This window comes from Nitratireductor pacificus pht-3B (assembly GCF_000300335.1).
In the GTDB taxonomy this organism is placed as follows: Bacteria; Pseudomonadota; Alphaproteobacteria; order Rhizobiales; family Rhizobiaceae; genus Nitratireductor; species Nitratireductor pacificus.
On sequence record NZ_AMRM01000006.1, the window covers coordinates 125,107 to 147,695 of the forward strand.

General features: G+C 66.3%; 22 protein-coding genes and 1 pseudogene. 13 read left to right on the forward strand and 10 right to left on the reverse strand.

Features of this window, described 5'->3' with window-relative positions; translation table 11 throughout:
- The 3 genes from NA2_RS07075 to hemP all read right to left on the reverse strand — a co-directional run bounded on the left by NA2_RS07075 (nt 1) and on the right by hemP (nt 2,232).
- Nucleotides 1–921: a heme/hemin ABC transporter substrate-binding protein gene (locus NA2_RS07075; protein ID WP_008595805.1), complete on the reverse strand. Its 921-nt coding sequence runs from the start codon at nt 919–921 to the stop codon at nt 1–3.
- A 79-nt stretch (nt 922–1,000) separates the two neighbouring features.
- On the reverse strand, nt 1,001–2,059 hold the full coding sequence (locus NA2_RS07080) for a hemin-degrading factor (RefSeq protein WP_040677033.1): 1,059 nt from the start codon (nt 2,057–2,059) through the stop codon (nt 1,001–1,003).
- A gap of 14 nt (nt 2,060–2,073) precedes the next feature.
- Complete coding sequence (gene hemP, locus NA2_RS07085) at nt 2,074–2,232, reverse strand: hemin uptake protein HemP (protein WP_051011585.1); 159 nt, start codon at nt 2,230–2,232, stop codon at nt 2,074–2,076.
- A 312-nt stretch (nt 2,233–2,544) separates the two neighbouring features.
- Here hemP and NA2_RS07090 point away from each other — a divergent pair, with 312 nt between their 5' ends.
- From NA2_RS07090 to NA2_RS07115, 6 genes are read left to right on the forward strand one after another with little or no spacing between them, the layout of a single operon-like run.
- Nucleotides 2,545–4,539 (forward strand): TonB-dependent receptor domain-containing protein, encoded by a 1,995-nt coding sequence (locus NA2_RS07090; protein ID WP_008595811.1) that lies wholly within the window; start codon nt 2,545–2,547, stop codon nt 4,537–4,539.
- Between the two features lie 6 nt (nt 4,540–4,545).
- Complete coding sequence (locus tag NA2_RS07095; RefSeq protein ID WP_008595812.1) at nt 4,546–5,007, forward strand: hypothetical protein; 462 nt, start codon at nt 4,546–4,548, stop codon at nt 5,005–5,007.
- A 31-nt stretch (nt 5,008–5,038) separates the two neighbouring features.
- Nucleotides 5,039–5,752 (forward strand): MotA/TolQ/ExbB proton channel family protein, encoded by a 714-nt coding sequence (locus NA2_RS07100; protein WP_040677112.1) that lies wholly within the window; start codon nt 5,039–5,041, stop codon nt 5,750–5,752.
- 34 nt (nt 5,753–5,786) lie between these two features.
- Nucleotides 5,787–6,131 carry a biopolymer transporter ExbD gene (locus NA2_RS07105; RefSeq protein WP_244423599.1) on the forward strand — a complete coding sequence of 115 codons (345 nt, stop codon included), beginning with the start codon at nt 5,787–5,789 and terminating at the stop codon, nt 6,129–6,131.
- Between the two features lie 6 nt (nt 6,132–6,137).
- Nucleotides 6,138–6,545: an ExbD/TolR family protein gene (locus NA2_RS07110; RefSeq protein ID WP_244423600.1), complete on the forward strand. Its 408-nt coding sequence runs from the start codon at nt 6,138–6,140 to the stop codon at nt 6,543–6,545.
- Nucleotides 6,542–7,486, forward strand: a complete 945-nt coding sequence (locus tag NA2_RS07115) for an energy transducer TonB (protein WP_008595821.1) — start codon at nt 6,542–6,544, stop codon at nt 7,484–7,486. Before NA2_RS07110 ends, NA2_RS07115 begins: the two co-directional genes overlap by 4 nt.
- Nucleotides 7,487–7,646: 160 nt before the next feature.
- On the opposite strand, the gene NA2_RS22455 is transcribed toward NA2_RS07115, so the two are convergent.
- Nucleotides 7,647–9,938, reverse strand: a complete 2,292-nt coding sequence (locus NA2_RS22455) for an L-glutamate gamma-semialdehyde dehydrogenase (RefSeq protein ID WP_420798700.1) — start codon at nt 9,936–9,938, stop codon at nt 7,647–7,649.
- A pseudogene (locus NA2_RS22460) lies at nt 9,899–11,323 on the reverse strand (proline dehydrogenase family protein); the annotation flags it as partial. The pseudogene NA2_RS22460 and the gene NA2_RS22455, both read right to left, overlap by 40 nt.
- 100 nt (nt 11,324–11,423) lie before the next feature.
- On the opposite strand from NA2_RS22460, the gene NA2_RS07125 reads away from it, so the two are divergent.
- Nucleotides 11,424–11,876, forward strand: a complete 453-nt coding sequence (locus NA2_RS07125) for an Lrp/AsnC family transcriptional regulator (protein WP_008595824.1) — start codon at nt 11,424–11,426, stop codon at nt 11,874–11,876.
- On the opposite strand, the gene NA2_RS07130 is transcribed toward NA2_RS07125, so the two are convergent.
- The 4 genes from NA2_RS07130 to NA2_RS07145 form a co-directional block, all read right to left on the reverse strand.
- Complete coding sequence (locus NA2_RS07130) at nt 11,873–13,084, reverse strand: cytochrome-c peroxidase (RefSeq protein WP_008595825.1); 1,212 nt, start codon at nt 13,082–13,084, stop codon at nt 11,873–11,875. The genes NA2_RS07125 and NA2_RS07130 overlap by 4 nt on opposite strands.
- A gap of 2 nt (nt 13,085–13,086) precedes the next feature.
- Complete coding sequence (locus NA2_RS07135) at nt 13,087–13,506, reverse strand: FixH family protein (protein WP_008595827.1); 420 nt, start codon at nt 13,504–13,506, stop codon at nt 13,087–13,089.
- A 120-nt stretch (nt 13,507–13,626) separates the two neighbouring features.
- Nucleotides 13,627–15,084 carry an NAD-dependent succinate-semialdehyde dehydrogenase gene (locus tag NA2_RS07140; RefSeq protein ID WP_008595829.1) on the reverse strand — a complete coding sequence of 486 codons (1,458 nt, stop codon included), beginning with the start codon at nt 15,082–15,084 and terminating at the stop codon, nt 13,627–13,629.
- A gap of 73 nt (nt 15,085–15,157) precedes the next feature.
- Nucleotides 15,158–16,102 (reverse strand): AEC family transporter, encoded by a 945-nt coding sequence (locus NA2_RS07145; RefSeq protein WP_040677039.1) that lies wholly within the window; start codon nt 16,100–16,102, stop codon nt 15,158–15,160.
- 345 nt (nt 16,103–16,447) lie between these two features.
- Between NA2_RS07145 and NA2_RS07150 the strand changes: the two genes are divergently transcribed.
- The 6 genes from NA2_RS07150 to NA2_RS07175 all read left to right on the forward strand — a co-directional run bounded on the left by NA2_RS07150 (nt 16,448) and on the right by NA2_RS07175 (nt 21,935).
- Complete coding sequence (locus NA2_RS07150; RefSeq protein ID WP_008595833.1) at nt 16,448–16,999, forward strand: histidine phosphatase family protein; 552 nt, start codon at nt 16,448–16,450, stop codon at nt 16,997–16,999.
- A 108-nt stretch (nt 17,000–17,107) separates the two neighbouring features.
- Nucleotides 17,108–17,386 carry an acyl carrier protein gene (locus NA2_RS07155; RefSeq protein WP_008595835.1) on the forward strand — a complete coding sequence of 93 codons (279 nt, stop codon included), beginning with the start codon at nt 17,108–17,110 and terminating at the stop codon, nt 17,384–17,386.
- A gap of 49 nt (nt 17,387–17,435) precedes the next feature.
- A complete protein-coding gene (locus NA2_RS07160; RefSeq protein WP_008595837.1) occupies nt 17,436–18,623 on the forward strand; it encodes a beta-ketoacyl-ACP synthase in 1,188 nt (395 codons plus the stop codon).
- Nucleotides 18,624–18,722: 99 nt separating this feature from the next.
- Nucleotides 18,723–19,943: a beta-ketoacyl-ACP synthase gene (locus tag NA2_RS07165; protein WP_051011569.1), complete on the forward strand. Its 1,221-nt coding sequence runs from the start codon at nt 18,723–18,725 to the stop codon at nt 19,941–19,943.
- Nucleotides 19,944–19,977: 34 nt separating this feature from the next.
- A complete protein-coding gene (locus tag NA2_RS07170; protein ID WP_008595842.1) occupies nt 19,978–21,006 on the forward strand; it encodes a zinc-binding dehydrogenase in 1,029 nt (342 codons plus the stop codon).
- An 8-nt stretch (nt 21,007–21,014) separates the two neighbouring features.
- Nucleotides 21,015–21,935: a lipid A biosynthesis lauroyl acyltransferase gene (locus NA2_RS07175; RefSeq protein ID WP_040677046.1), complete on the forward strand. Its 921-nt coding sequence runs from the start codon at nt 21,015–21,017 to the stop codon at nt 21,933–21,935.
- Nucleotides 21,936–21,960: 25 nt separating this feature from the next.
- Here the strand turns inward: NA2_RS07175 and NA2_RS07180 are convergent, their stop codons facing one another.
- Complete coding sequence (locus NA2_RS07180; RefSeq protein WP_040677049.1) at nt 21,961–22,392, reverse strand: L,D-transpeptidase; 432 nt, start codon at nt 22,390–22,392, stop codon at nt 21,961–21,963.
- Between the last annotated feature and the right edge of the window lie 197 nt (nt 22,393–22,589).

Sequence of the window (22,589 nt, forward strand, 5' to 3'; positions counted from 1 at the left end):
TCATTCAGCTGCCGTCTTGATCTCCGCCAGCCGGGCCGACAGGTCGCGCACGGCATCCGCCGTGCGGGGCCCGAAGCCCAGAAGATAGGAGCCGTCCATGCGCATGATCGCCCTGTTTCGCCCGGCCGGCGTGCCGGCTATAGCCGGGTGGGCGAAGAGCTTCTCGTCGGCAAGTCCCGGACTGCCGCCCCGCTCCATCATCAACACCACATCCGGACGGGCTTCCAGCACCGCTTCTTCCGAAACCTGCCGATAGCCCTTGAAAGCACCCATGGCATTGACGCCGCCGGCCATTCCGATCACGCCATCGGCCCCGGTGTCGCTGCCTGCGGCCATGATACGTCCGCCCTGCATGCTGAGCACGAACAGCACTCGTTTGCCGCCGGAAGCGGATCGGGCCGCATCTTCGGCAGCCTGCAGGTCGGCCTCCACCTTGCGGGCAAGCTCCTCGGCCTTCTCGCTCACGCCCAGCGCCGCGCCGGTGATGCGGATCTTGCGCAGGATGGCGTCGCGGTCATACCCCTCCGGCACCAGGATCAACGGCACGGTGGCCTTTTCCAGGACATCCATCGTGGCGGGCGGGCCGCTGCCCTCCATGGCGAGCACGGCGCTCGGAGCGACCGACAGCACGCCTTCCGGCGACAGCGCGCGCATATAGCCCACGTCCGGCAGGGCTTTCGCCACCTCGGGATAGGTGCTGGTCGTGTCGCGCGCGATGAGCCGGTGCTCCTCGCCCAGCGCATAGATGATCTCCGTGATTGCCCCGCCAATGCTGACGAGGCGCGAAGCATCGGGAAAGCGCTCAGGGGTCTCGGAGGCAATGGCGACCTGCGCAGCCGCGCCGGCGGAAACGGCGATGGCGCAGGCAATCAGCCAGGCACGCGCACGGCGGACGGGCGTGCGAAAACGGGGTATGGGCACAACAAGGCTCCTTATGCGGCGCGAAAGATCAAAGTCCGGAACAAGAAGAAGTGCGGGCGCTTTCCGCCCGCACTTCTTCTCAGCCGGCTCTGGGCAGGGACTGCAGCCGTTCGACCATCAGCCGCCAGTCGGGCCGCTCGTCGTGTCCTTCGTGCCGTTCGCCGAAGAACTGCGCGATCAGCTCGCCGTCGGCGCCATAGGCCTCGATCGACGTGACATGACCTTCCTTGGTCGGCTTGCGCACGGCCCACAATTCGCTGACGTGGTCTGTCCGCAGATGCAGGTTGAAACCCGGATCGAGAATGTTGATCCATGGCCCCATCGGCTTGACCGTGTGAATGGTGCCGGTGTGAATCTGGACGCAACCGGGGCTTCCGACAAAGCACATGATCGGCACTTCGTCGCGCACCGCCTGATAGAGCATCGCCGTCAGCGCCTCGTTCTCGAGACGCCAGGCGTAATCCTCGCCGATCAGGTGAACGGCCTGGTGGCGGGTGAGCTTCAGCTTGCGCAGGATGTTGAACAGCTGGTGCACGTCCGTCATCGCGGCCCAGCGCTCGCGCAGGATCTCCGCCGAAGGCAGCGCCTCGGGCGCTTCCTGTACCGGCGGTTCGGCACGTCCCACGGTGATCGCTGCGCCCTGATCCGGCGAGACAAGCTCATCGATGAGCGCCCGGTAGGCCGCCTGATCCGACTGCGGGCGCAGGTGAATCTTGTGAACCGCCTCCCCCGCATGATCGAAGAACTGGAGGCTGTGACGCACCGCGCCGGACTCCTCGTCACGTTTCTCGACGGCGAAGCCGAAGGCCCAGCGCGACGGGAAAATGCGCAGGTCGATATCGGCGCCGAGCACGAGGGCATGTTCGGAGCCCGTCATCGTCTTCTCGTAGATGCCGACCTTCTCGTGCACGGCGCTCTCGTTGCGCGTCAGCGCCATGACTTCGCCGACAGCCTCCAGGGACGGCAGCAGATCGCTGACGCGCGGCTCGATCCGCGTGACGCCGTGGCCGACATGCGCCGCCAGCAATTCAGCCTCGGAAATACCGAGCTGCGCAGCGAGGTCGCGCTCGCGCATCTTCGGGTTCTCGCTCCTGGCGCGCCTGATCCCCTCAGGCGCGCGTCTCGCTTGAATGTTCATTCCTCATCCCTGTCCTACTTGTTCAAGATCAGCTTTCCCTGGCGCGTGATCTTCAAGCGGTAATAGGCACCGTGATGCTCTATTCCGATCTCCCGACGCCCGCAGAAAAGGTCGACGCTGGAAATGGTGCGGTCAGGCGTTATCCCGGCGTGAGCACCCGTCCACTGCTGCATGTCGGCCTGCCCCGTAGGGTCGATGGACATATACGTCTTCATGGAGAAACCCTCCTCTTTCAGTTCGGCTCGCATCGGCTGGCACAACGGTGCATTTTCGTATTCCGCTTTCTTGACTTTCATTATCATATTTTATAGCCACCGCAATACCGGAGTGGAATTCTCAAGAAAAAATTCTTAGCCGGTTCACAATCGGCAAGCCAGCGCCAGCCGATCAGGTTTCTTCTCATTTCGGGGAACGTTGTAATGTTGAGGTATATTGCGCGCAGGAACACCTTGCTCCTTTGCGGAACTGCGCTGGTTCCATTGCTGATGTCCGATTTTTCAAGCGCTCAGGAAGCGCAGACCTCGCCGGAGCGCATTGCAGCTCCCGGAGACACGACGACACTCGACCGGATCACGATCGTGAGCAGGACGGGAGAAACGCCGATCGAGACGATGGCCTCGGTGAGCCAAGTCAGCGGCGAGCAGCTGGCCCGCCGGATGGCCGCAACGCCGGGCGAGATTCTGTTCGGCGTGCCGGGCGTCAACATCTACTCCCAGGGCCGCCCGTCGGTGGCCAATGTCAATATTCGCGGCCTGCAGGACGCCGGACGCGTTTCGGTCATCGTGGACGGCGCGCGGCAGAATTTCCACAAGACGGGGCATGAGGTGTCCCGCATGTTCTGGCTCGACCCCGAACTGGTGAAGCAGGTGGACGTCATGCGCGGACCGAGCGCGAACACGTTTGGATCGGGAGCGATCGGCGGTGTCGTCTATTTCGAGACGAAGGATGCCGAGGATTTCCTCCGCGACGACGAGACCTATGCGCTTTCCACGACCGGACGCTACGATTCGAACGGTTCCGGCTGGACCGTCAGCACCACGGGGGCGTTCCGCTTCAACGAGAGCGCGTCGGTCCTGGGCAACATCGTCTGGCGGGATTTCGGCGACTACAAGGACGGCGGCGGCACCCGGGTGGACCATTCCGGCTTCGATGTGCTGAGCGGACACCTGAAGGGAACCGTCAGGCCGACCGAGTTCAGCAAGCTGACGCTCGGCTGGACCGGCGCCAGCAACGAGTGGTCCAGTTCGGCGATCCAGGACAACAGCCTGAAAAGCAACACCTTTACCGGCGCATTCGAAATCTCGGATGCGGAAGAGAAATGGCTGAATCTCAGCATCAAGGGCGCCGTGAACTCCATGGGCCTCGAGGAAGTACGGTCCGGCACCACCACCGACTACGATCTGCGCACCTCCAGCCTCGACGTGTGGAACACCTCCCATTTCGACACCGGTCCGGTCCAGCATCAACTGACCTTCGGCGGTGACTGGGTTTATGACGACTTCACCTCGCAGACCGCATCCGGCGGAGCGAACTTCTTCAATCCCAACGGCAAGAGAACGGTCTGGGGCGGCTACGTACAGGACAAGCTGCGCTACGACTGGCTCGAAGTCGTCGCCGGGCTGCGCTACGACGCCTATGATCTCGAAGGATCCTCGGAAAGCTCCGGCAGCCGCCTCTCGCCGCGTGTTTCGGTCGGCATCTCCCCGTTCAGCGAGGGGACCCTTGCGGGGCTGCAGGTCTACGGTTCCTATGCGGAAGGGTATCGGGCGCCGACCACCTCGGAAGCGTTCATCAGCGGCATGCACGCGGGCGGAGCGCCCTTCCCTTTCCTGCCCAATCCGGACCTGAAACCGGAAACGGGCAAGACCTGGGAAGCCGGCGTGAACTACGCGGCGGAAGGATTGATGTCGGCGGACGACACGCTGCGCATCAAGGCGGCGTATTTCCACAACGATGTGAAGGACTACATCACCTTCGCCCGCGTCAACGTGGTGCCGGGAACGTCGTGTTCCTTCTCCCCTATGGGGTTCTGCATGCAGAACCAGAACATCCAGTCGGCGGAGATCCACGGCTTCGAGCTGGAAAGCTACTATGACGCCGGCCGTTATTTCGGCGGCATCAGCGTATCGATCGTCGACGGCGAGGAGATCGACCTCAACGGCGTGCGCAGCGACCTGACCCGCATTCCCGCAACCAGCGTCACGCTCGACGGCGGAATGCGGTTCCTGGAGAGGCGCCTGACCGTTGGCGGCGAAGTGCAGTTCAACAAGGCGCCCAAGGGGTCGAGCTTCGCCGACGACTACACGCTGGTCAATCTCTACGCCAACTACCAGGCGACCGACAATTTGCGCTTCGATTTCCGCGTCGATAACCTGCTCGACGAGAAATACATGCTTCCCATGGCTGATGTCAGCGCAGGGAGTTACAACCAGCCGGGCCTCACCGTGAAGGTCGGCGCGACCATGAGACTGGGAGGCTGATCAGCCGTGTTATCGAATATCCCGTTCCGCTCGTTCGTCTCCGCCGCCGCCCTCGGGCTGGCGGCGGGACTGACCGTGACGACACCCTCGGACACGCTGGCGCAGGAAACCGCGCCGGCGAAGGCGATCAACCTGGAACTCAACGCGCTGGAACCGAGCGACAAGGGCTGCCGCATCGCCTTCGTGGTCCAGAACGGCCTGGCACAGGACATCGACAAGGCGGCGTTCGAGATCGCCCTGTTCGATGGCCAGGGCTTGGTCGACCGGCTGCTGGTTCTGGATTTCCAGGACCTGCCTGCAGAGAAGACCAAGGTGCGCCGCTTCGATCTTGCCGAAGCGGACTGCGCGCAGATCAGCCGCGTGCTGGTCAACGACGCCACCGCCTGCGAGGGCCAGGGCGTCGAGGCGGGGACCTGCATCGCCGCCCTGGCGCCCACCACCCGCACAAAGATCATCTTCGGCAAGTAGCACGCCGACCAACGCAACGGGAATGCTCATCATGATCGACGGTCTCGCCGCCTCAATCGGCTCCTTTCTCAAGCTCGGCGGCCCGGTCGTGGCGATCCTGCTGGTGCTCTCCGTGTTCGCCCTGGCGCTGGTTCTCCTGAAACTCGTGCAGTTCCAGCGCGAGCGCATCGGCCGGCACGGGAAGGCCAGGCGCGCGCTGCATGCGTGGTTCCATCGCAATCAGGGCGAGGCACGCGCTGCTCTGGCGACGGCGCGCTCGCCGCTCGAGGAGGCTCTGGCAGCCGCCATGCGGCTCGGCAGCGCCGGTGCGCCGAGGGACGCGGTCGAGAACGAGGTGGGCCGCATCGCGCTTGCCCGGCTGCACGAACTGCAACGCGGTTTCCGCGCCCTCGACGCCATCGTCCAGGTGGCCCCGCTGCTCGGCCTGTTCGGCACGGTGCTTGGCATGATCGAGGCCTTCCGGGAACTGCAGGCGGCCGGCAACGCGGTCGATCCGTCGCTGCTGGCCGGCGGCATCTGGGTGGCCCTGCTGACGACGGCCTGCGGGCTTGCGGTGGCGATGCCCGTTTCGCTGATGCTCACCTGGTTCGAAACCCGTCTGGAGAATGAGCGGGTGGCCATAGAGACGATGACCAGCGCCGCCCTGTCGCAGGCGCTGCCCCGCGATGCGGAAAGGACGGAGGCAACGACCGGCACGGCCCGCGACGCCCCCGCCGTTCTGCACGGAGCCCGCCATGCGCATTGAGGTGAATGCGATACGCAGGCGCAAACCCTTGTCCATGACCTCGCTCATCGACGTCATCTTCCTGCTGCTCCTGTTCTTCATGCTGTCGTCGACCTTCACGCGCTTCGCGAGGGTGGAGGTCTCCGGCGGGCCGGCTTCGGCCGCCGCGGGCGGAAAGACGCCCGACATTCTCATCCGAGTCGATGCGGCGAACGACTGGCGCGTCAACGGCATGGCGCTGCAGGAAGCCGCGGCGCTAGCGGAGCTGACGCGGCTCGATGCGTCCGGCGCCGACACCGCGGTTCTCCTGGTGCGCGGCGCGCTGACGTCGCAGGCGCTGGTGAGCGCCGTCGAGCAGATCCGCAAGAACACAACGCTAACCCTTTCGATCGCGAGGTAGACCATGATGCGCCTTGCCCGCCCTCGCGCCGCGCGCGAGCGTGAAAGCACCGTCACCCTGATCAACATCGTCTTCCTGATGCTGATCTTCTTCCTCGTCGCCGGCACGCTGACCCCGCCGCTCGACGGCGAGGTGACGCTGATCTCCACCACGGACGCCGAGCGGTCCGAGCCGCCCGGCGCACTCTTCGTCACCCGTGACGGCGCGTTGCGCGTCAAGGGCGCCGAGGTCGATGCCGCCGGCTTCGTCGCGCAGCGCCGGGCCCAAAGCGAAGCGCCGGACAGCGAAACGCTGGAAATCACGGTGGCGGCCGATCGCGACCTGCCGGCCTCACGTCTGGTCGACATCGTCGGCGCACTGAAGGCGGCCGGCGCCAGCAAGATCAGCATCATCACGGAACGCGCCGGACAATGAACGCCAGGGCATTGAAGTGGACGGCGGCGATCGTCGTTTCGCTCGGTCTGCACACCGCAGCAGGCGGCTTCGCCGTTTCGCGTTTTCCGGAGGCCGAAGTCGCCGGAGGCAGCACGACCGAGTTCGCCATCGCCGGCGATGCATTCGCCGACCAGGTGGCGTCGGGCGAAACGCTGGAGACGGTGGCCCCCGTCTCGCAAGACGCACCGGAAACGGTGCAACCGGACACCACCGCCGAGATCGCGCCCGAAGCCCCCGCAACGCTGGTGCGGAGCGACGTGGCGGAGGTCGCTCCGACCGTGACCGCGCAGGAAACGGCGATCCCGCAGCCTGCGGACACGCCGGAGCAGCCCGTCGAACAGGCGGAAACGGTCATGCCTGTTGAACAATCGGAAATGGTCGTCGCCGCACTCGATGCGCCGTTGCCCACGCCCCGGCCGGCCTACACGCCACCTAAGAAACCCAAGACCGCGAAGCAGACCGCGCCGCGCGAGACGCGCAAGGCGACCAGGAACACCCGCAAGCCGCCCAGTTCGGGATCGCGCGGCCGGGACGAGCAGGACGCCCGGCGCGGCAGCGCGACAAGCAGCCGGGACGCGGGAGAAACGGCGCGCGGACGGCAGACCGCGCGTGCCTCGCAAAGCGGCAATGCCCGGGTTTCGAACTATCCGGGCAAGATCATCGCCAAACTGCGCCGTGCACGGCGCTATCCGAGTGAAGCCAAGCGAGAGCGGCTGCGCGGTCAGGTGCGTATCAGCTTCACCGTCACCAGCGGCGGCGCGGTGAGCAGCATCCGCGTCTTGCGCAGTTCCGGCTCGCCGATCCTCGACCGGGCGGCGCTCGACACGGTGCGCCGCGCCGCCCCCTTCCCGCCGATCCCCCAGGAGGCCCGCCGCTCAACCTGGCCCTTCGACGTGCCGATCGACTTTTCGACGCGGTAGGAGAACGCGCAGGCACCAACCTGCGCGTGCCTCGCCTGGAGCGTTTGCAGTCAGGTGGAATCGCCCGACGCCCGCATAAACACGGAAAAACACGGAAAAACAATGAGATAGACCCGTTGTGCGTTTCGATGAAACGATGAACGGGTCTATCGGAGAGCTTTCAGACCGCCGCAAGCAGGCTGGCATTGCCACCGGCCGCCGTGGTGTCGACGCAGATCGCCCGTTCATGCACATAGGCCGCCGGATAGAGCGCTTCCGTGATGAGCGGCACGATCGGGCCACTGCGCCCGGCCAGAGCGAGACGCAGGGCTCGTAGCCAGCCATCGTCCCCGCCGGCGGCAACGGCATCGAGCGGCAGGGACTTCAGGCTTGCCGGGTCGATGACGCCATCGGCGGCAGCGACTGGCAGCCCCTGGCCAAGCAGCGGCTTCAGGATGCGGGATGCGTCGGGGTGCACGGCAAGCACGACATTGCCCACCGCCAGCGCCTGAACCGCCTGCGCGAGCAGCGCCGGCTCGTCGGCGCCGAGGCACAGAACCGCACCACGCGGCGTCAGCATCAGCGTGTTGCCCTCGCCCGTCGGTCCCGGCAGGTCGACCGGCCCCTGGTCGAGCGCCGCAGCCGCGGCCATGGCCTCCGTCGCCTTGCCGCGCAGGAGCCGGCGCAGCGCTGCGAGACGGTCGCTGCGCCCAACCCATGCCCCGTCGCGCTGCGGCATCAGGCTTGCGACGAAATCGGTGGACAGAACCGAGCCTTCCGCGCTTGCCACCGTGTCCGGAATGGCCCGGCGGAAACGGCGCAGATAATGGGGGCCACCCGCCTTTGGGCCGGTTCCGGACAGGCCCTCGCCGCCGAAAGGCTGCGAGCCGACAATGGCGCCGATCTGATTCCGGTTGACGTAGATGTTGCCGGCATGGACGCGGTCGATGATGTGCTGGGCGCGCGCGTCGATGCGCGTGTGAAGCCCGAAGGTAAGACCGTAACCCTTTGCGTTGACGGCTGAAATCACCTCGTCGATGGCATCGGCATCGAAGCTCGCCACATGCAGAACGGGGCCGAAAACCTCGCGTTCCAGCTCGTCGATGCCGGAAACCCTGAATGCTGCCGGCGCCACGTGTCGTCCACCCTGCGGCGCGTCGAGCGCGGTGATGAGACGCCCCTGGTCCGTCATCCGCCGGTTGTAGCCGGCGATGCCCTCCAGCGCCTCGCTGTCGATGACGGGGCCGACATCGGTGGAGATCTCCCACGGATCGCCGACCGTCAGCGCATGCATCGCGCCTTCCAGCATCTCAAGCACGCGCTTCTCCACGTCCTTCTGGACGTAGAGCATGCGCAGGGCCGAGCAGCGCTGACCGGCGCTCTGGAAGGCGGAGGCGACGATGTCGCGCACCGCCTGCTCCGGCAGCGCGGTCGAATCGACGATCATGGCGTTCAGGCCGCCCGTCTCGGCGATCAGCATCGCGTCCGGCGCGGCATTGCGGGCAAGCTGCCCCTCGATCAGACGGGCCACCTCGGTCGAGCCGGTGAAACAGACGCCGGCGATGCGCGGATCGGCGGTGAGCGGACCGCCCACCGTCGGGCCGTCGCCGGTCAGGAGCTGGATCACGTCCTGCGGGATGCCTGCCTCGTGCATCAATACCACGGCCCGCGCGGCGATCAGTGACGTCTGTTCGGCCGGCTTGGCGATCACCGTATTGCCGGTGACCAGCGCGGCGGCAATCTGCCCGGTGAAGATGGCGAGCGGGAAGTTCCAGGGGGAGATGCAGACGATGACGCCCCGCGCCGCGGTATCCTTCTCGGCCTGCCTCGCCTCATTGGCGTAGTAGCGCAGGAAGTCGACCGCCTCGCGCACTTCGGCGATGCCGTCAGCCAGCGTCTTGCCCGCCTCGCGCGTCGCCAGGGCGAAGAACTCCGCCGCATGGGTCTCATACAGATCGGCGATGCCGCGCAGGATCGCCGCACGCTCGCCGACCGGCCGCGCCGCCCAGGCGGGTTGCGCCGCTAGCGCGAGGCCCACAGCCTCGGCCGCCTGTTCCTCGGTGGCGTCGCGCACGGTGCCGACCTGCTCCGACACGCTGGCCGGATTTGCAACGGGACGCGTCGCGCCCTTGCCCTTGGCCCGGGTGATCGGTTCGGCCTGCCAGGCGTGCGGCGCGGCAAAGGGCGCGCGCGCGCCGCCTCGAGCGCGGCCAGGGTCAGCGGATCCGTGATGTCCCAGCCCCGGGCGTTGACCCGGCCGGCGCCGAAAATCGCCTGCGGACGCTGGATCGCGGGATTGGTGGCGGGCTGTCCCTCGAGGCTCGCGAAGGGATCGCGGGCAATCGTCTCGGCGCTGACCGCCGTATCGACGATCTGGTGCACGAAGGAAGAGTTGGCGCCGTTCTCCAGCAGCCGGCGGACCAGATAGGCCAGCAGGTCCTGATGCGCGCCAACCGGCGCATAGATGCGGCAGCGCGTGCCCTCCCGCTTGCGGACAGCCTCGTGCAGCGCCTCGCCCATCCCGTGCAGGCGCTGGAACTCGAAAGCGGCGCGGTCGGGCGCCATGGCGAGGATCGCCGCCGCCGTATGGGCGTTGTGGGTGGCGAACTGCGGGTAGATGCGGTCTGTCATGCCGATCAGCTTGCGCGCGCAGGCAATGTAGCTGACATCGGTGTTCACCTTTCGGGTGAACACCGGAAAGCCGTCCAGCCCCATCACCTGGGCGCGCTTGATCTCCGTGTCCCAGTAGGCGCCCTTGACGAGACGCACCATGATGCGCCGGTCGAGCCGCTCAGCCAGTTCGTAGAGCCAGTCGAGCACGTAGGGGGCGCGCGGCCCATAGGCCTGGACGACGACGCCGAAACCGTCCCAGCCGGCCAGCGCCTCGTCGGCCAGAACCGTCTCGATCACGTCGAGCGACAGGTCGAGCCGGTCCGCCTCCTCCGCGTCGATGTTGAGGCCCATGCGGGCGTCGCGCGCCGCCAGCGCGAGGCTTTTCAAGCGCTCGACCATGACCGGCAGCATCCGGGCCTTCTGTGCCTCCTCATAGCGCGGATGAAGCGCCGATAGCTTGACCGAGATGCCGGGATTGGCCCGGATGTCGTCGCGGTTCGAATGCCGCTTCAGGGCCGCGATCGCGTCCGCATAGGCCTTGTGGTAGCGCAGCGCGTCCGCTTCGGTGCGGGCCGCCTCGCCCAGCATGTCGTAGGAATAGGAATAGCCCTTCGCGACCATGGACTGACCGCGCTTGATCGCCTCGTCGATGGTGCGGCCGAGGACGAACTGCTCGCCCATCTCGCGCATCGCCTTCGATACCGCCTTGCGGATGACCGGCTCGCCCAGCCGACGCACGAGGCCGCGGAGGGTCGCCTCGACGCCCTCGCCTTCCTCGTCCAGGACGCGCCCGGTCAGCATCAGCGCCCAGGTGGAGGCGTTGACGAAGATCGAGGCCGATTCACCCGAATGCGCCGACCAGTCATGCGGCGCGATCTTGTCGCGGATCAGGTCGTCCATGGTCTCGGCGTCGGGGACGCGCAACAGCGCCTCGGCGAGGCACATCAGCGCGACGCCCTCGCGCGTCGACAGCCCGTATTCCGAGAGGAACGCCTCCATCAGATGCATGTCGCCCGAGCCACGCACGGCGCGCACCAGCTCGGCGGCGTCCGCCGATATCGCCTGCCGGTCGGCCTGCGACAGGGCCGCGAGCCGCACCAGATCGTCCACGGCCCGCGCCTCGTCGGCCAGGTAATGGGCGCGGATGGTGTCTCGTCTTCCGGCAGGGGCAGTGTTTGGCATGGGGACCTCGAACGATTTTTGCGGGCCGCGCGGACTGCACGGCACTGGTTTCGGCCGCAACATAACACAGCCGCTGCACCGCTTCGGGCTGTATGATTGCGCATGGCAGGTAATTTGGACTAAGTTTTGGACGCAATCATTCTCAATGAGACCTCATTTCCCCATGTCAACAGAACGAATAGACCGCATCGACCGCAACATTCTCGACGCGCTGACGCAGGACGGGCGCCTGTCCATCGCGGAACTGGCGCGCCGGGTCGGCCTGTCCAAGACGCCGGTTCAGGCGCGACTGCGCCGGCTGGAGAAGGAAGGCTATATCCGCGGCTATTCCGCGATCATCGACCGGGCGCGCATCGGCGAGGGTCACATCGCCTTCGTGCAGGTGGAACTGTCCGACACGCGCTCCTCGGCGCTCGCTGCCTTCAACAAGGCGGTGCTCGCGGTGCCGGAGATCGAGCAGTGCCACATGACCGCCGCCGGCTTCGATTATCTCCTGAAGGTGCGCACGCGCGACATCGCCAGCTACCGGAAGATTCTCGGCGAGAAGATCTCCGCCCTGCCGCACGTGGCGCGCACATCGACATTCGTCACCATGGAAACGGTCAAGGACCGCTAGGGTATCGGGTCGAGGGTCTTCAGGAAGGCGATCAGGGCCTTGCGGCCGCGCTCGGTGAAGACCACGCCGCGCAGCTCGCTCGTGCCGGACGGCGCATCGGGTGCCCGGCTGTAGTGATCGATCACCGCGTCGAGCGTGGCGATCTGGCCGGCATGCATATAGGGCGGCCGGCTCGCGGCACCGCGCAGCGACGGGGTCTTGTAGGCCCGCTCCATCGCAGGATCGTCGGACCGCATGAAGCGGAGCGCGGTGCAGGCCGCCGCCGGTGCATCGCTGAAGGTGCCGAAGCAGTTGAACGGATCGGCGGCCAGTTCCGCGACGGCCCCGGCGCGGCCCCGATCGGGCGGCGCGCCGGCAAGCGCCGGCACGCCCGTATTGTGAAAATGATCGTCGGTTAAGCGCGGCCCGTTGTGGCATTCAAGGCAGTTCGCCTTGCCGATGAAGAGCCTTAGCCCCTCGCGCTCCAGCGGCGTGAAGGCGGCGATGCCTGCCGGCTCCTCCCCCTTACCCACCGCCTCGGCGAACAGGTCGAAGCGTGTCCGCGGCGGATGGATCGTCCGTTCGAATGCCGCGAGCGCCTTGCCGATATTGGCGAAGACCCGATCCACCGCCCGGCGATCCTCCTCGGACATCGCCTGCCAGGCGGCCTGCTGGGCGGGCGAGCCTTTCGGCCCCGCCTCGGCGGGAAGATGCGCCAGCGGCGGCAACGGGCCGAAGATCGCGCCATAGCGATCCCCGTGGGCATCGGCGACATGGTGGGCGAACGCGGTTCGATTGCCCGCATGCTCGCGCGGGTCCTCGAGGGGCGCGAGCGCCTGCGCCCAGAAACTGTCGCGCCGTCCGTCCCAGAACAGGAACGGGCTCCAGCCGACGCCGGCGAGCGGCATGGTGCGGCGGTCCGTCCGCGCGACCCCGACGCCGCGCGGCAGGTGGTCCTGAAACTGGCGCTCGGCCTTGTGACAGGTGGCGCAGGAGATGTCGCCGCCGCCGCTCAGCCCGGCATCGAAGAACAGGGTTTTGCCAAAAGCGGCTGCCGGCGGGTCGTCCGCGAAGCGGTTGCTCGGATCGTCCGGCAGAGGCGACAGCTCGGCGAGCGACAGGGAGCGGATGATCTTCCTTTCGTCGTCGCTGAAATCATCCGGCCCGCAGGCCGCCAGGATCAGGCTCGCCAGCAGCGCCGCGACAGCCGCTCCCGCGCGCGGCGCCATCGCTACAGCTCGAGATTGAACACCGCCGAATCGTCGCCCGGCGGCGCGCTGATCGCGATGCGGATCTCCCAGTGGCCGCCCATGTTGAAACGCATGCCTTCAATCCGGTAGCGGCCCTCGCCGAGATTCTCTGAGACCTGCGGCGCGGTCGGGAGGCCATGGCCGTGCGCCGGCATCCCGCCATCGATCAGGATGGTCGCGTCGCTGACCGGCGCGCCCTCCGGGGTCGTCAGGCTCAGCACCCACGAATGGGTCTCGCCGACCGGGACCGGCTCGACATCCGTCTCGAACATCACCTGATAAAGCCCGTCAGCGCTGACCGTGTTGTACGAAACGTCGATCTCGGGCGGCGGCGGCGCGAGCAGTTTCCAGCCCGCATAGACGGCAAGCACGGCGACCAGAACGCCCAGAACGGACCTCATGACACGGCGGCTTCCGGTCGCTGGCTGCGCTGGCATTCTCATCCTCCGATTCGCTCAGGCGTCATCTAACCCAGCGTCAGGCGAATAGGCCATAGAGGTCCGGCAGGAAAACGCTTCCGTTCAGAGGCCGAGGCCGCCGATGCAGACATATTTGGTGTCGAGATAGTCATCGATGCCCTGGTGGCCGCCCTCCTTGCCGAGACCCGATTCCTTCAGGCCGCCAAAGGGCGCCTCCACCGTCGTGATGATGCCTTCGTTGACGCCGACCAGGCCGTATCTCAGCCCTTCCATGACGCGGAAGGCACGACCCAGATCACCCGTGTAGAAATAGCAGGCCAGGCCGTACACCGTATCGTTGGCGAGACTGACCGCTTCTTCCTCCGTCTCGAAGCGGAAGACGGGCGCGACGGGGCCAAAAATCTCCTCCTGCATGAAGCGCATGTCCGGCGTGGCATCGGAAATCACGGTCGGCTGGAAGAAGGTGCCGCCCAGTGCATGGCGCGCGCCGCCGGCCACAACCTTGCCGCCCTTTTTGGTGGCATCGCCGATCAGTTCCTCGACCTTGGCGACCGCGTTGTCGTCGATCAGCGGGCCCTGCTGCGTCCCCTCGTCCATGCCGGGACCGACGCGTAGCTTTTCGGCCTCCGCCGCCAGCCGCTCGACAAAGCGGTCGTAGATGCCGGCCTGCACGAAGAAGCGGTTCGTGCAGACGCAGGTCTGGCCGGAATTGCGGTATTTTGCGGCGACGGCGCCTTCGACCGCCCGGTCGATATCCGCATCGTCGAAGACCAGGAACGGCGCGTTGCCGCCAAGCTCCATCGAAACCTTCTTCACCGTGCCGGCGGTCTTCCGGATCAGCGTCTTGCCGACCTCGGTCGAGCCGGTGAAGGTGATCTTGCGCACGAGCGGGTTTGTGCAGAGTTCATCGCCGATCTCGGAGGCCGAACCGGTGACGATGTTCACGACGCCGTTCGGAAAGCCCACCTCCTCGCACAGAACGCCCCAGGCGAGCCCCGAATAGGGCGTCTGGGAGGCGGGCTTGGCCACCGCCGTGCAGCCTGCGGCGAGCGCCGGCCCGAGCTTGCGGGCGAGCATGGAGGACGGGAAATTCCATGGCGTCACGGCGCCGACGACGCCGACCGGTTCGCGGGTGACGAGGATACGTCGGTCGGCCCAGGGAGACGGGACCAAATCGCCATAGACCCGCCTGCCCTCCTCGGCATACCAGAGCACATAGGCGGCCGACATGCCGACCTCGCCCTTGGCCTCGGCGAAGGACTTGCCCTGTTCGAGCACGAGAAGCTCTGCGAGCGCTTTCTGATTGTCCATGATCGCGTCATGCAGCTTGCGCAGCAGCTTCGCGCGGTGATCGGCGGACGTCTTCTTCCATGAGTGGAAGGCGCGCTTTGCCGCCTCGATGGCGCGCCGGGTTTCGGCCTCGCCGCAGCGCGGCACCGTGCCGATCGCCGATCCCGTCGCCGGGTTCACCACATCGATGGTCGCGCCCGAATCGGCCCCGACCCAGTCGCCGTCGATGAAATTCGCCTGACGCATGAAATGACTGATCTTCTGCAGCATGGACTTCTCCTTCCGATCGTGGGGCCTTCGTGCGGAGCGCTTCTCCCTCGGGCGCCCGGACGGTCCGCCCCGCTTAAGGATAGACCCAATGAACCGCCGACAGCCAGAAAGCCGTGGTGACGACGGCAAACAACGTTCCGATGGTCATCGAATTGCTGGCGAGCGCCTGCCCCGTGCCGAAGCGGTTGGCGATCAGATAGGGGTTCACCCCGGACGGCAGGGATGCCGCCGCAACGACCACCTGCGCGCTCAACAGCGGCAGGCCAAGCATCTTGGCCATCGCCAGGGCAACGGCCGGCATCAGGAAAAGTTTCAGCCCCGCGATGACGAGCGCCGGGCGGATGTCGCCCGAGATGCCGAACTTGCGCAGGCCGAGCCCCATGGCGAACAGCGCGGTCGGGCCGGCGATGTTGGCCAGCGCATCGACGAAGCGGGTGCCGAGCGCCGGCATTTCGAGGCCGGAGAAGCGCCAGGCCAGCCCGGCGAGGATGCCGATGATCAGCGGGCTGGAGAAGAGATTGACGACGAACTCGCGCGCCAGCTGCAGGAAACCGCCATTGCCGCTGCGTCCGACCAGCGCGAACAGCAGGATCGACATGCCCATCATGATCGGCAGATGGATCGAGATGATCAGCGACAAAATCTCGAAGCCGCTCTGGCCATAAACGCCGAGCATGAAGGGAATGCCGAGCAGCACCAGGTTCGAGAAGCTGGTGGACAGGCCGGCGACGACACCCGCCCGCGCGTCGCGGCCGAAGACGCGTGTGATGATCAACTGCCCTGCGATCCAGGCCACCGCGATAGCGCTGAAATAGGCGATCCACAGATGCCAGGGCACATGGCCGTCGAAACCGGCGCCGGCCATGGTCCGGAACAAGAGCAGCGGTACGGCGACGGAGATGGCGAAATCGGTCAGCGCATCGCCTACCTGCGGCTTCAACAGGCCGATCCAGCCGGCCAGATAGCCGAATGCGACGAGACCAAAAACGAAGGAGACGGTTTCAACCAATGGAGACATCGGACCGGCTTACCGCATCGCCGGTCAAATCGGTACCGGTTTTCATGGGACAGGAACCGCCGATGCGATGATCCAGGGTCCTTCACCGGAACGTCTTCCGTCTGGTCTAGCTTAGTTTCGCGCGCGGTGCATGCGGAGCTGGCCGCGCTGCGGCGGCGTCCTGCGTGGTTCGACAGGCTCACCATGAGGAGGTGTGTGGCTGCAAGCTCGTCCACACGCAGGATGAGCCTGTAGAGCCACGCACCGGGTCAGCGCAACGCGGCGAAGCGGCCGGGAACCACACCGCTTCTTTCATGAATCGGTCAACTGCCTATATGCTAGGGAACATAGTTTGAGGATTGCCGAATGCTTCGTATTGTTATCGCCCTTGCCCTCGTTCTCGCCGCCATGCCCGCGCAGGCGACGGAAGCCGGCTGGGCGCTCCTGCGCAATGGCGGCCAGGTGGTGCTGATGCGCCATGCGAATGCGCCGGGCAATGGCGATCCGGCCAATTTCGACATCGAGAAATGCGGAACCCAGCGCAACCTCTCCGAGCGCGGCAGGCAACAGGCGCGGCGCATCGGCGCGCTCTACGACGCCCGCGCGGCGCCGGTCGAGAAGGTCCTAACCAGCCGCTACTGCCGCGCCCGGGACACGGCAGTGCTGGCCTTCGGGGCCGGTCTGGTCGAGCCCTTCCCGGCGCTGGACATCGCCCCCGACGCCGACGCGCTGGAGGCCCAGAAGGCCGAAATCCTCTCCACGATCGACGGCTACACCGGCTCCGGAAACCTGGTCATGGTGACCCATCTCGCGATCATCGAGGCGCTGACCGGCGGGTCCGCGCGCGAGGGCGAGGCCATCATTTTGTCACGAGCGGGCGACAGTCTGCACGTCGCCGCGCGCATCACCTTCAACTGATCGCAGGCTCAACCACCATGGATCACCCCTTTTCCTGTCGGTAAAAACCGATTAGAGACCCCACGATCATTCGCTAACAGAGAATCTCCCCAGACCGAGGGCCCCCAAGTGACGACATTCGACAAGGTTGCCGACATCATCGCCGAGACGAGCGAGATCGACCGCGAGAAGATTACGCCCGAGAGCCACACCATCGACGACCTGGGCATCGACAGCCTCGATTTCCTCGACATCGTGTTCGCGATCGACAAGGAGTTCGGCATCAAGGTGCCGCTCGAGAAATGGACCCAGGAAGTCAATGACGGCAAAGCTTCGACGGAAGAGTACTTCGTCATGAAGAACCTTTGCGCCAAGATCGACGATCTGGTGACCGCCAAGGCCGGCTGAGCCCGGACCCGCGCAAAAGTGTCTTTGAAGCAGAGCTGATGAGGATAGTATGAGCCCGCGCGACGTTGTGATCACCGGCATGGGCATCGTCTCCTCGCTCGGCGAAGGCGTGGATGCGCACTGGCAGGCGCTGACCGCTACGGCGCCGGCGCCCGTTCTCGACCGCGAGCGCTTCGCTCCCTACACCATCCACCCGCTGCCGGAGATCGACTGGAGCCAGCAGATCCCGCGGCGCGGCGACCAGCGGCAGATGGAGACCTGGCAGCGGCTCGGCACCTATGCCGCCGGACTGGCGCTGGACGATGCCGGGATGAAGGATGACGAGGCGCTTTGCGCGTCGATGGATCTGGTGGTGGCCGCAGGCGGCGGCGAGCGCGACGAAGCCGTCGATCAGGCGATCCTCGACGCGTCGCTGACACGCAACGATCACGATGTCCTTCTGAACGAGAAGCTGACCACGGAGCTGCGCCCGACACTGTTCCTGGCACAGCTCTCGAACCTGCTCGCCGGCAACATCTCCATCGTCCACAAGGTCACCGGTTCCTCGCGCACCTTCATGGGCGAGGAAGGCGCCGGCGTATCGACAATCGAGACCGCCGCCGCACGCATTCGCGCCGGCCAGTCCTCCCATGTTCTGGTGGGCGGCGCTTTCCAGACCGAGCATTCGGACATGCTGCTGGCCTATGAGTTGGCCGGATTCCTGCACCGGGACGACTGGAAACCGGTCTGGGAGCGCGCCGACAGCGAGGGCGGCGGCGTCGTCACGGGATCGGGCGCGGCCTTTCTCGTGCTGGAGGCGCGCGAACACGCGGAGAAGCGCGGGCGCAAGGCCTATGCGACCGTGGGGCCGATCGTCTCGCGGCGCAGCCGGCGCAACAGCGAACCGCTCGCCGACGGCATCGATGCGATGCTCGCGCAGCTTCCCCTGCCCGAGGGACCGCTGCTGACCCTCTCCGGCGCTTCGGGCGCGCATCAGGCAACGCAGGCCGAGGAAGAGGCTCTGGCCAAGCGGGGCACGCTGGTCGCGCGCGGCTTCTCCTCGCTGACCGGGCATATGAAGGAAGCGCAGTTTCCCTTCGCCATGGCGCTCGCCGCGCTGTCCGTCTGGCACGGCAAGGCCTACCCGGCCTTCGATGCGGACAGGGAGCAGGCCTTCGAGGGCGCGCCGCAGGCTGTGCTGGCGACGGCGATCGGCTATCATTGCTTCGAAGGAATGGGACTCGTCACCAAGGCCTAGGGCGCGGCGGAAAGCCGCCCTTCCCGGCCCGCAGGATAAGAGATCGATCAGGTGAAAACGACCGACAGTTTTGGAAGACCCGTGGTTGCCGTGACCGGCATGGGCGTCGTCACGTCGCTGGGCCAGGGCCGCGAGGACAATTGGAAAGCCCTGATCGGCGGGCGTTCCGGCATTCATCCGATCACACGCTTCCCGACCGAGCATCTGGCGACGACCATCGCCGGCACGGTCGACTTCCTGCCCTCCAGCAATGACGGCGCCAGCGCGCTGACCTTCGAGCTCGCCGATCTGGCGGCGGCCGAGGCGGTGGCGCAGGCAAATGTTACCGCCGGCGATTTCGCCGGCCCGCTGTTCCTGGCGGCCCCCCCGGTCGAACTGGACTGGCGCCACCGGCTTTCGCTCTATGCCGGCGCACGCGAGCACAACGGCGCGATGAGCCTGATCGAGGCGGCGCGGACAGCCCACGCACTGCAGCTTTTCGGCGAAAGCCAGTTCGCGACCATCGCCGACCGGCTCGCCGAACGCTACGGCACGCGCGGCCTGCCGATCACGCTGTCGACGGCCTGCGCCTCCGGCGCGACGGCGATCCAGCTCGGCATGGAGGCGATCCGCCGGGGCGAATGCGACCGGGCTCTGGCCATCGGCGCCGACGGTTCGGCGACCGCCGAGGCGCTAATCCGCTTCTCGCTGCTTTCCGCGTTGACCACGCAGAACGACGTTCCCGAAAAGGCCTCGCGCCCCTTCTCGAAGGACCGCAGCGGCTTCGTTCTGGCCGAAGGCGCCGGCGCGCTAGTGCTGGAATCGCTCGAAAGCGCGCTGGCCCGCGGCGCCGAGATCCTCGGCATCATGCGCGGCTGCGGCGAGAAATCCGACGATTTCCACCGCACGCGCTCGAAGCCGGACGGCTCGCCGGCCATCGCCGCGGTCCGGGCCGCCCTTTCGGATGCCGGCATGGCCGAGGATGCGATCGAGTACATCAACGCGCACGGCACCTCGACGCCGGAAAACGACAAGATGGAGCATCTCTCCCTGTCCACCGTGTTCGGCGAGCGGATCAGGGACGTTCCCGTCTCCTCGAACAAGTCGATGATCGGTCACACCCTTTCGGCAGCGGGGGCGGTGGAAGCGGTGTTCTCGCTGATGACCATGCGCGAGGGCGTTCTGCCGCCGACGATCAACTACGACACACCCGACCCGGCGATCGAGCTCGACGTGGTGCCGAACGTGATGCGCGAAGCGCAGGTTTCCAGCGTTCTTTCGAACTCCTTCGGCTTTGGCGGCCAGAACACCTGCCTTGTCATGGCGCGCGAACCGGTCTAATCGACCCCTCCAATTGGCAGAACCGGAAGATCTCATGCGCGCATTGCAACTCGTCGCGGATCGTGACCTCAAGATCGTCGATCTCCCGCCCCCGCCCCCGCCCGGCCAGGGCGAGGTGACGGTGCGCATCCGCGCGGTGGCGCTCAACCATATCGACGTCTGGGGCTGGCGCGGCATGGCCTTCGCCAAGCGCAAGATGCCGCTGGTCGTCGGAGCGGAAGCTTCGGGTGAAGTGGAAGCGGTCGGCGCGGGCGTCGGCAACCTGCTGCCCGGCCAGCTCGTCTCCATCTACGGTGCGCGCACCTGCGGACTGTGCCGCCCGTGCCGCGAAGGCCGCGACAATCTCTGTGAGCACGTTTCCGGCGTGCATGGGTTCCACCTCGACGGTTTCGCGCAGGAGAAAATCAACCTGCCGGCGCGCCTGCTGGTGCCGGCCCCGCCCGGCGTCGACGAGATCGGCGCGGCGGTCGCGCCCGTCACCTTTGGCACGGTCGAGCACATGTTGTTCGACAACGCGAAACTGGAACCGGGCGAGACGATCCTCGTTCAGGCCGGCGGCTCCGGCATCGGCACCGCCGCAATCCAGCTCGCCAAGCGGATCGGCTGCACCGTCATCACGACGGTCGGCTCGAACGACAAGATCGAGAAGGCGAAGGCGCTGGGCGCCGACCATGTGATCAACTACCGCGAGGACCGGTTCGAGGGCGTGGTGCGCAAACTGACCAGGAAGCGCGGCGTGGACGTGGTGTTCGAGCATGTGGGCGCCGACACTTGGGCCGGCTCGATGCTGTCGCTCAGGCGCGGCGGCCGCCTCGTCACCTGTGGCTCGACATCGGGCGTCTCGACCAACATGAACCTGATGCAGCTCTTCCAGCAGCAGCTACGGCTCATCGGCTCGTTCGGCTGCCGCATGGAGAACATGGCCGACGCGATGCAGAAGATGGCCGCCGGCCTCGTCTCCCCCGTCGTCGATACCGAAGTCGATTTCGACGGCATCGACAAGGCGCTGGCGCGCATGGAAGGCCGCGACGTGTTCGGCAAGATCATCCTGCGCGTGGGTTGACCGGCGCGATGCAGCGCTTCCTCATCCGTTTCGCGCGGCGTCTGAAGACCGCCGAGTACTGGCTGACCGGCAAGATCGTCATTTCCGTTCTGGCGCTGCTGCGCCGGCTGCCGCCAGAGAAGGCGCTGGGGCTGGCGGAGACGATCGCGCGGCGCGCCGGCCCCTGGGTCGGCCGGCACCGGCTGGCGGTCAGCAATCTGCGCCACGCCTATCCCGAGAAAACGGAAGCCGAGATCGAGGCCATCGCCTCGGACATGTGGGCCAACATGGCGCGGCTCGCGGCGGAGTATGTCTTCCTCGACAAGCTGTTCGATCTCGACACCGATGCCGCCACGCCGGGCCGGGTGGAGGTGTCGGGCCGCGACCTGTTCCTGCTCCTGCGCGAGGAAAAGGACACGCCGCACATCTTCTTCACGGCGCATCTGGGCAATTTCGAGTTCCTGCCGATCGCCGCGTCGAACTTCGATCTCGCCATCACGTCGCTGTTCCGTCCGCCGAACAATCCCTATGTCGCCGACTACATCCTGCAGACGCGGCGCGGCGCGATGGGCGGTCTCGTGCCGTCTCAGGCGGGTGCCGCGCTCCAGCTCGCGCGGGTGCTCGACGACAAGGGCAATGTCGGCGTCCTGGTCGACCAGAAATTTCAGAAGGGCGTGCGCACGACCTTCTTCGGCCGCCCGTGCCTGACGAACCCGCTCCTGCCGAAACTGGCGCGGCAATATGGATGCGATGTCTATCCCGCACGCTGCGTCCGCCTGCCGGGCGGACGCTACCGGCTCATCATCGAGGACAAGATCACCCTGCCCCGCGGCGCGGACGGCGTGATCGACATCGCCGCCAGCGCGCAGATGCTGAACGACATCGTCGAGGCCTGGGTGCGGGAGGATCCCGGCCAGTGGATGTGGTTCCACAAGCGCTGGGCACTCTGACCCCGCCCCCGGTCGGCGCGCGGTTTCAGTCCGTCACGACGATGCGCGTGTTGCGCGGACCGATCTTTTTCACCAGCGCATAGAGCCGCGCGGCATTGGCCGTATCGAGCCGCACGCAGCCATGCGATGCCGGGCGCCCAAGCTTGGAAACGGCATTCGTGCCATGGATCGCGTAGCCGCCATGGTAGAAGATCGAATAGGGCATTGGCGACATATCGTATTTGCGCGAATGCCACATGCGATGCATGCGCTTCGGCCGCCACTGGCCGCGCGGCGTGACATAGCCGCGCCGCGCCGTGGACACGCGCCAGCGGTGCAGCACGCGCCCGCGATGCGTGACGGTCATCGTCTGTTTCGAGACACTGACGCGCGCGACAAGGCTCGATGCAAAACCTTCAGGAACCGCGCCGACCAGAAGAAGGCCGGCCACGGCCAGCGAACAAAGAAAGTGTTTCATGAGCGCCCCCCGCTCTGACGCACCAGCCTCCGGAAACCTGTCACGGATTCCTGCAGGCATGATGCATTCGTTTCAATCAACGGAGCATCCCGTCGCGCCCGAAAGCGCTTGCGACACTCCGTACCGTGCATCTTGCAGGCCGTTTTTCTTGCTTCTGCACGGGTCAGGCTAGTCCAAATTCATAACAAAACCTGAAA

Coding starts and splice junctions, on each gene's coding strand:
- NA2_RS07105 (WP_244423599.1), top strand. CDS start 5,787: ATGACCTCGCTCATCGACGTCATCTTCCTGCTGCTCCTGTTCTTCATG.
- NA2_RS07130 (WP_008595825.1), bottom strand. CDS start 13,084: ATGGCGCCGCGCGCGGGAGCGGCTGTCGCGGCGCTGCTGGCGAGCCTG.
- NA2_RS07145 (WP_040677039.1), bottom strand. CDS start 16,102: ATGTCTCCATTGGTTGAAACCGTCTCCTTCGTTTTTGGTCTCGTCGCA.
- hemP (WP_051011585.1), bottom strand. CDS start 2,232: ATGCAGCAGTGGACGGGTGCTCACGCCGGGATAACGCCTGACCGCACC.
- NA2_RS07180 (WP_040677049.1), bottom strand. CDS start 22,392: ATGAAACACTTTCTTTGTTCGCTGGCCGTGGCCGGCCTTCTTCTGGTC.
- NA2_RS07150 (WP_008595833.1), top strand. CDS start 16,448: ATGCTTCGTATTGTTATCGCCCTTGCCCTCGTTCTCGCCGCCATGCCC.
- NA2_RS07135 (WP_008595827.1), bottom strand. CDS start 13,506: ATGAGGTCCGTTCTGGGCGTTCTGGTCGCCGTGCTTGCCGTCTATGCG.
- NA2_RS07160 (WP_008595837.1), top strand. CDS start 17,436: ATGAGCCCGCGCGACGTTGTGATCACCGGCATGGGCATCGTCTCCTCG.
- NA2_RS07175 (WP_040677046.1), top strand. CDS start 21,015: ATGCAGCGCTTCCTCATCCGTTTCGCGCGGCGTCTGAAGACCGCCGAG.
- NA2_RS07125 (WP_008595824.1), top strand. CDS start 11,424: ATGTCAACAGAACGAATAGACCGCATCGACCGCAACATTCTCGACGCG.
- NA2_RS07115 (WP_008595821.1), top strand. CDS start 6,542: ATGAACGCCAGGGCATTGAAGTGGACGGCGGCGATCGTCGTTTCGCTC.
- NA2_RS07140 (WP_008595829.1), bottom strand. CDS start 15,084: ATGCTGCAGAAGATCAGTCATTTCATGCGTCAGGCGAATTTCATCGAC.
- NA2_RS07170 (WP_008595842.1), top strand. CDS start 19,978: ATGCGCGCATTGCAACTCGTCGCGGATCGTGACCTCAAGATCGTCGAT.
- NA2_RS07110 (WP_244423600.1), top strand. CDS start 6,138: ATGCGCCTTGCCCGCCCTCGCGCCGCGCGCGAGCGTGAAAGCACCGTC.
- NA2_RS07165 (WP_051011569.1), top strand. CDS start 18,723: ATGGGCGTCGTCACGTCGCTGGGCCAGGGCCGCGAGGACAATTGGAAA.
- NA2_RS07090 (WP_008595811.1), top strand. CDS start 2,545: ATGTCCGATTTTTCAAGCGCTCAGGAAGCGCAGACCTCGCCGGAGCGC.
- NA2_RS07100 (WP_040677112.1), top strand. CDS start 5,039: ATGATCGACGGTCTCGCCGCCTCAATCGGCTCCTTTCTCAAGCTCGGC.
- NA2_RS07080 (WP_040677033.1), bottom strand. CDS start 2,059: ATGAACATTCAAGCGAGACGCGCGCCTGAGGGGATCAGGCGCGCCAGG.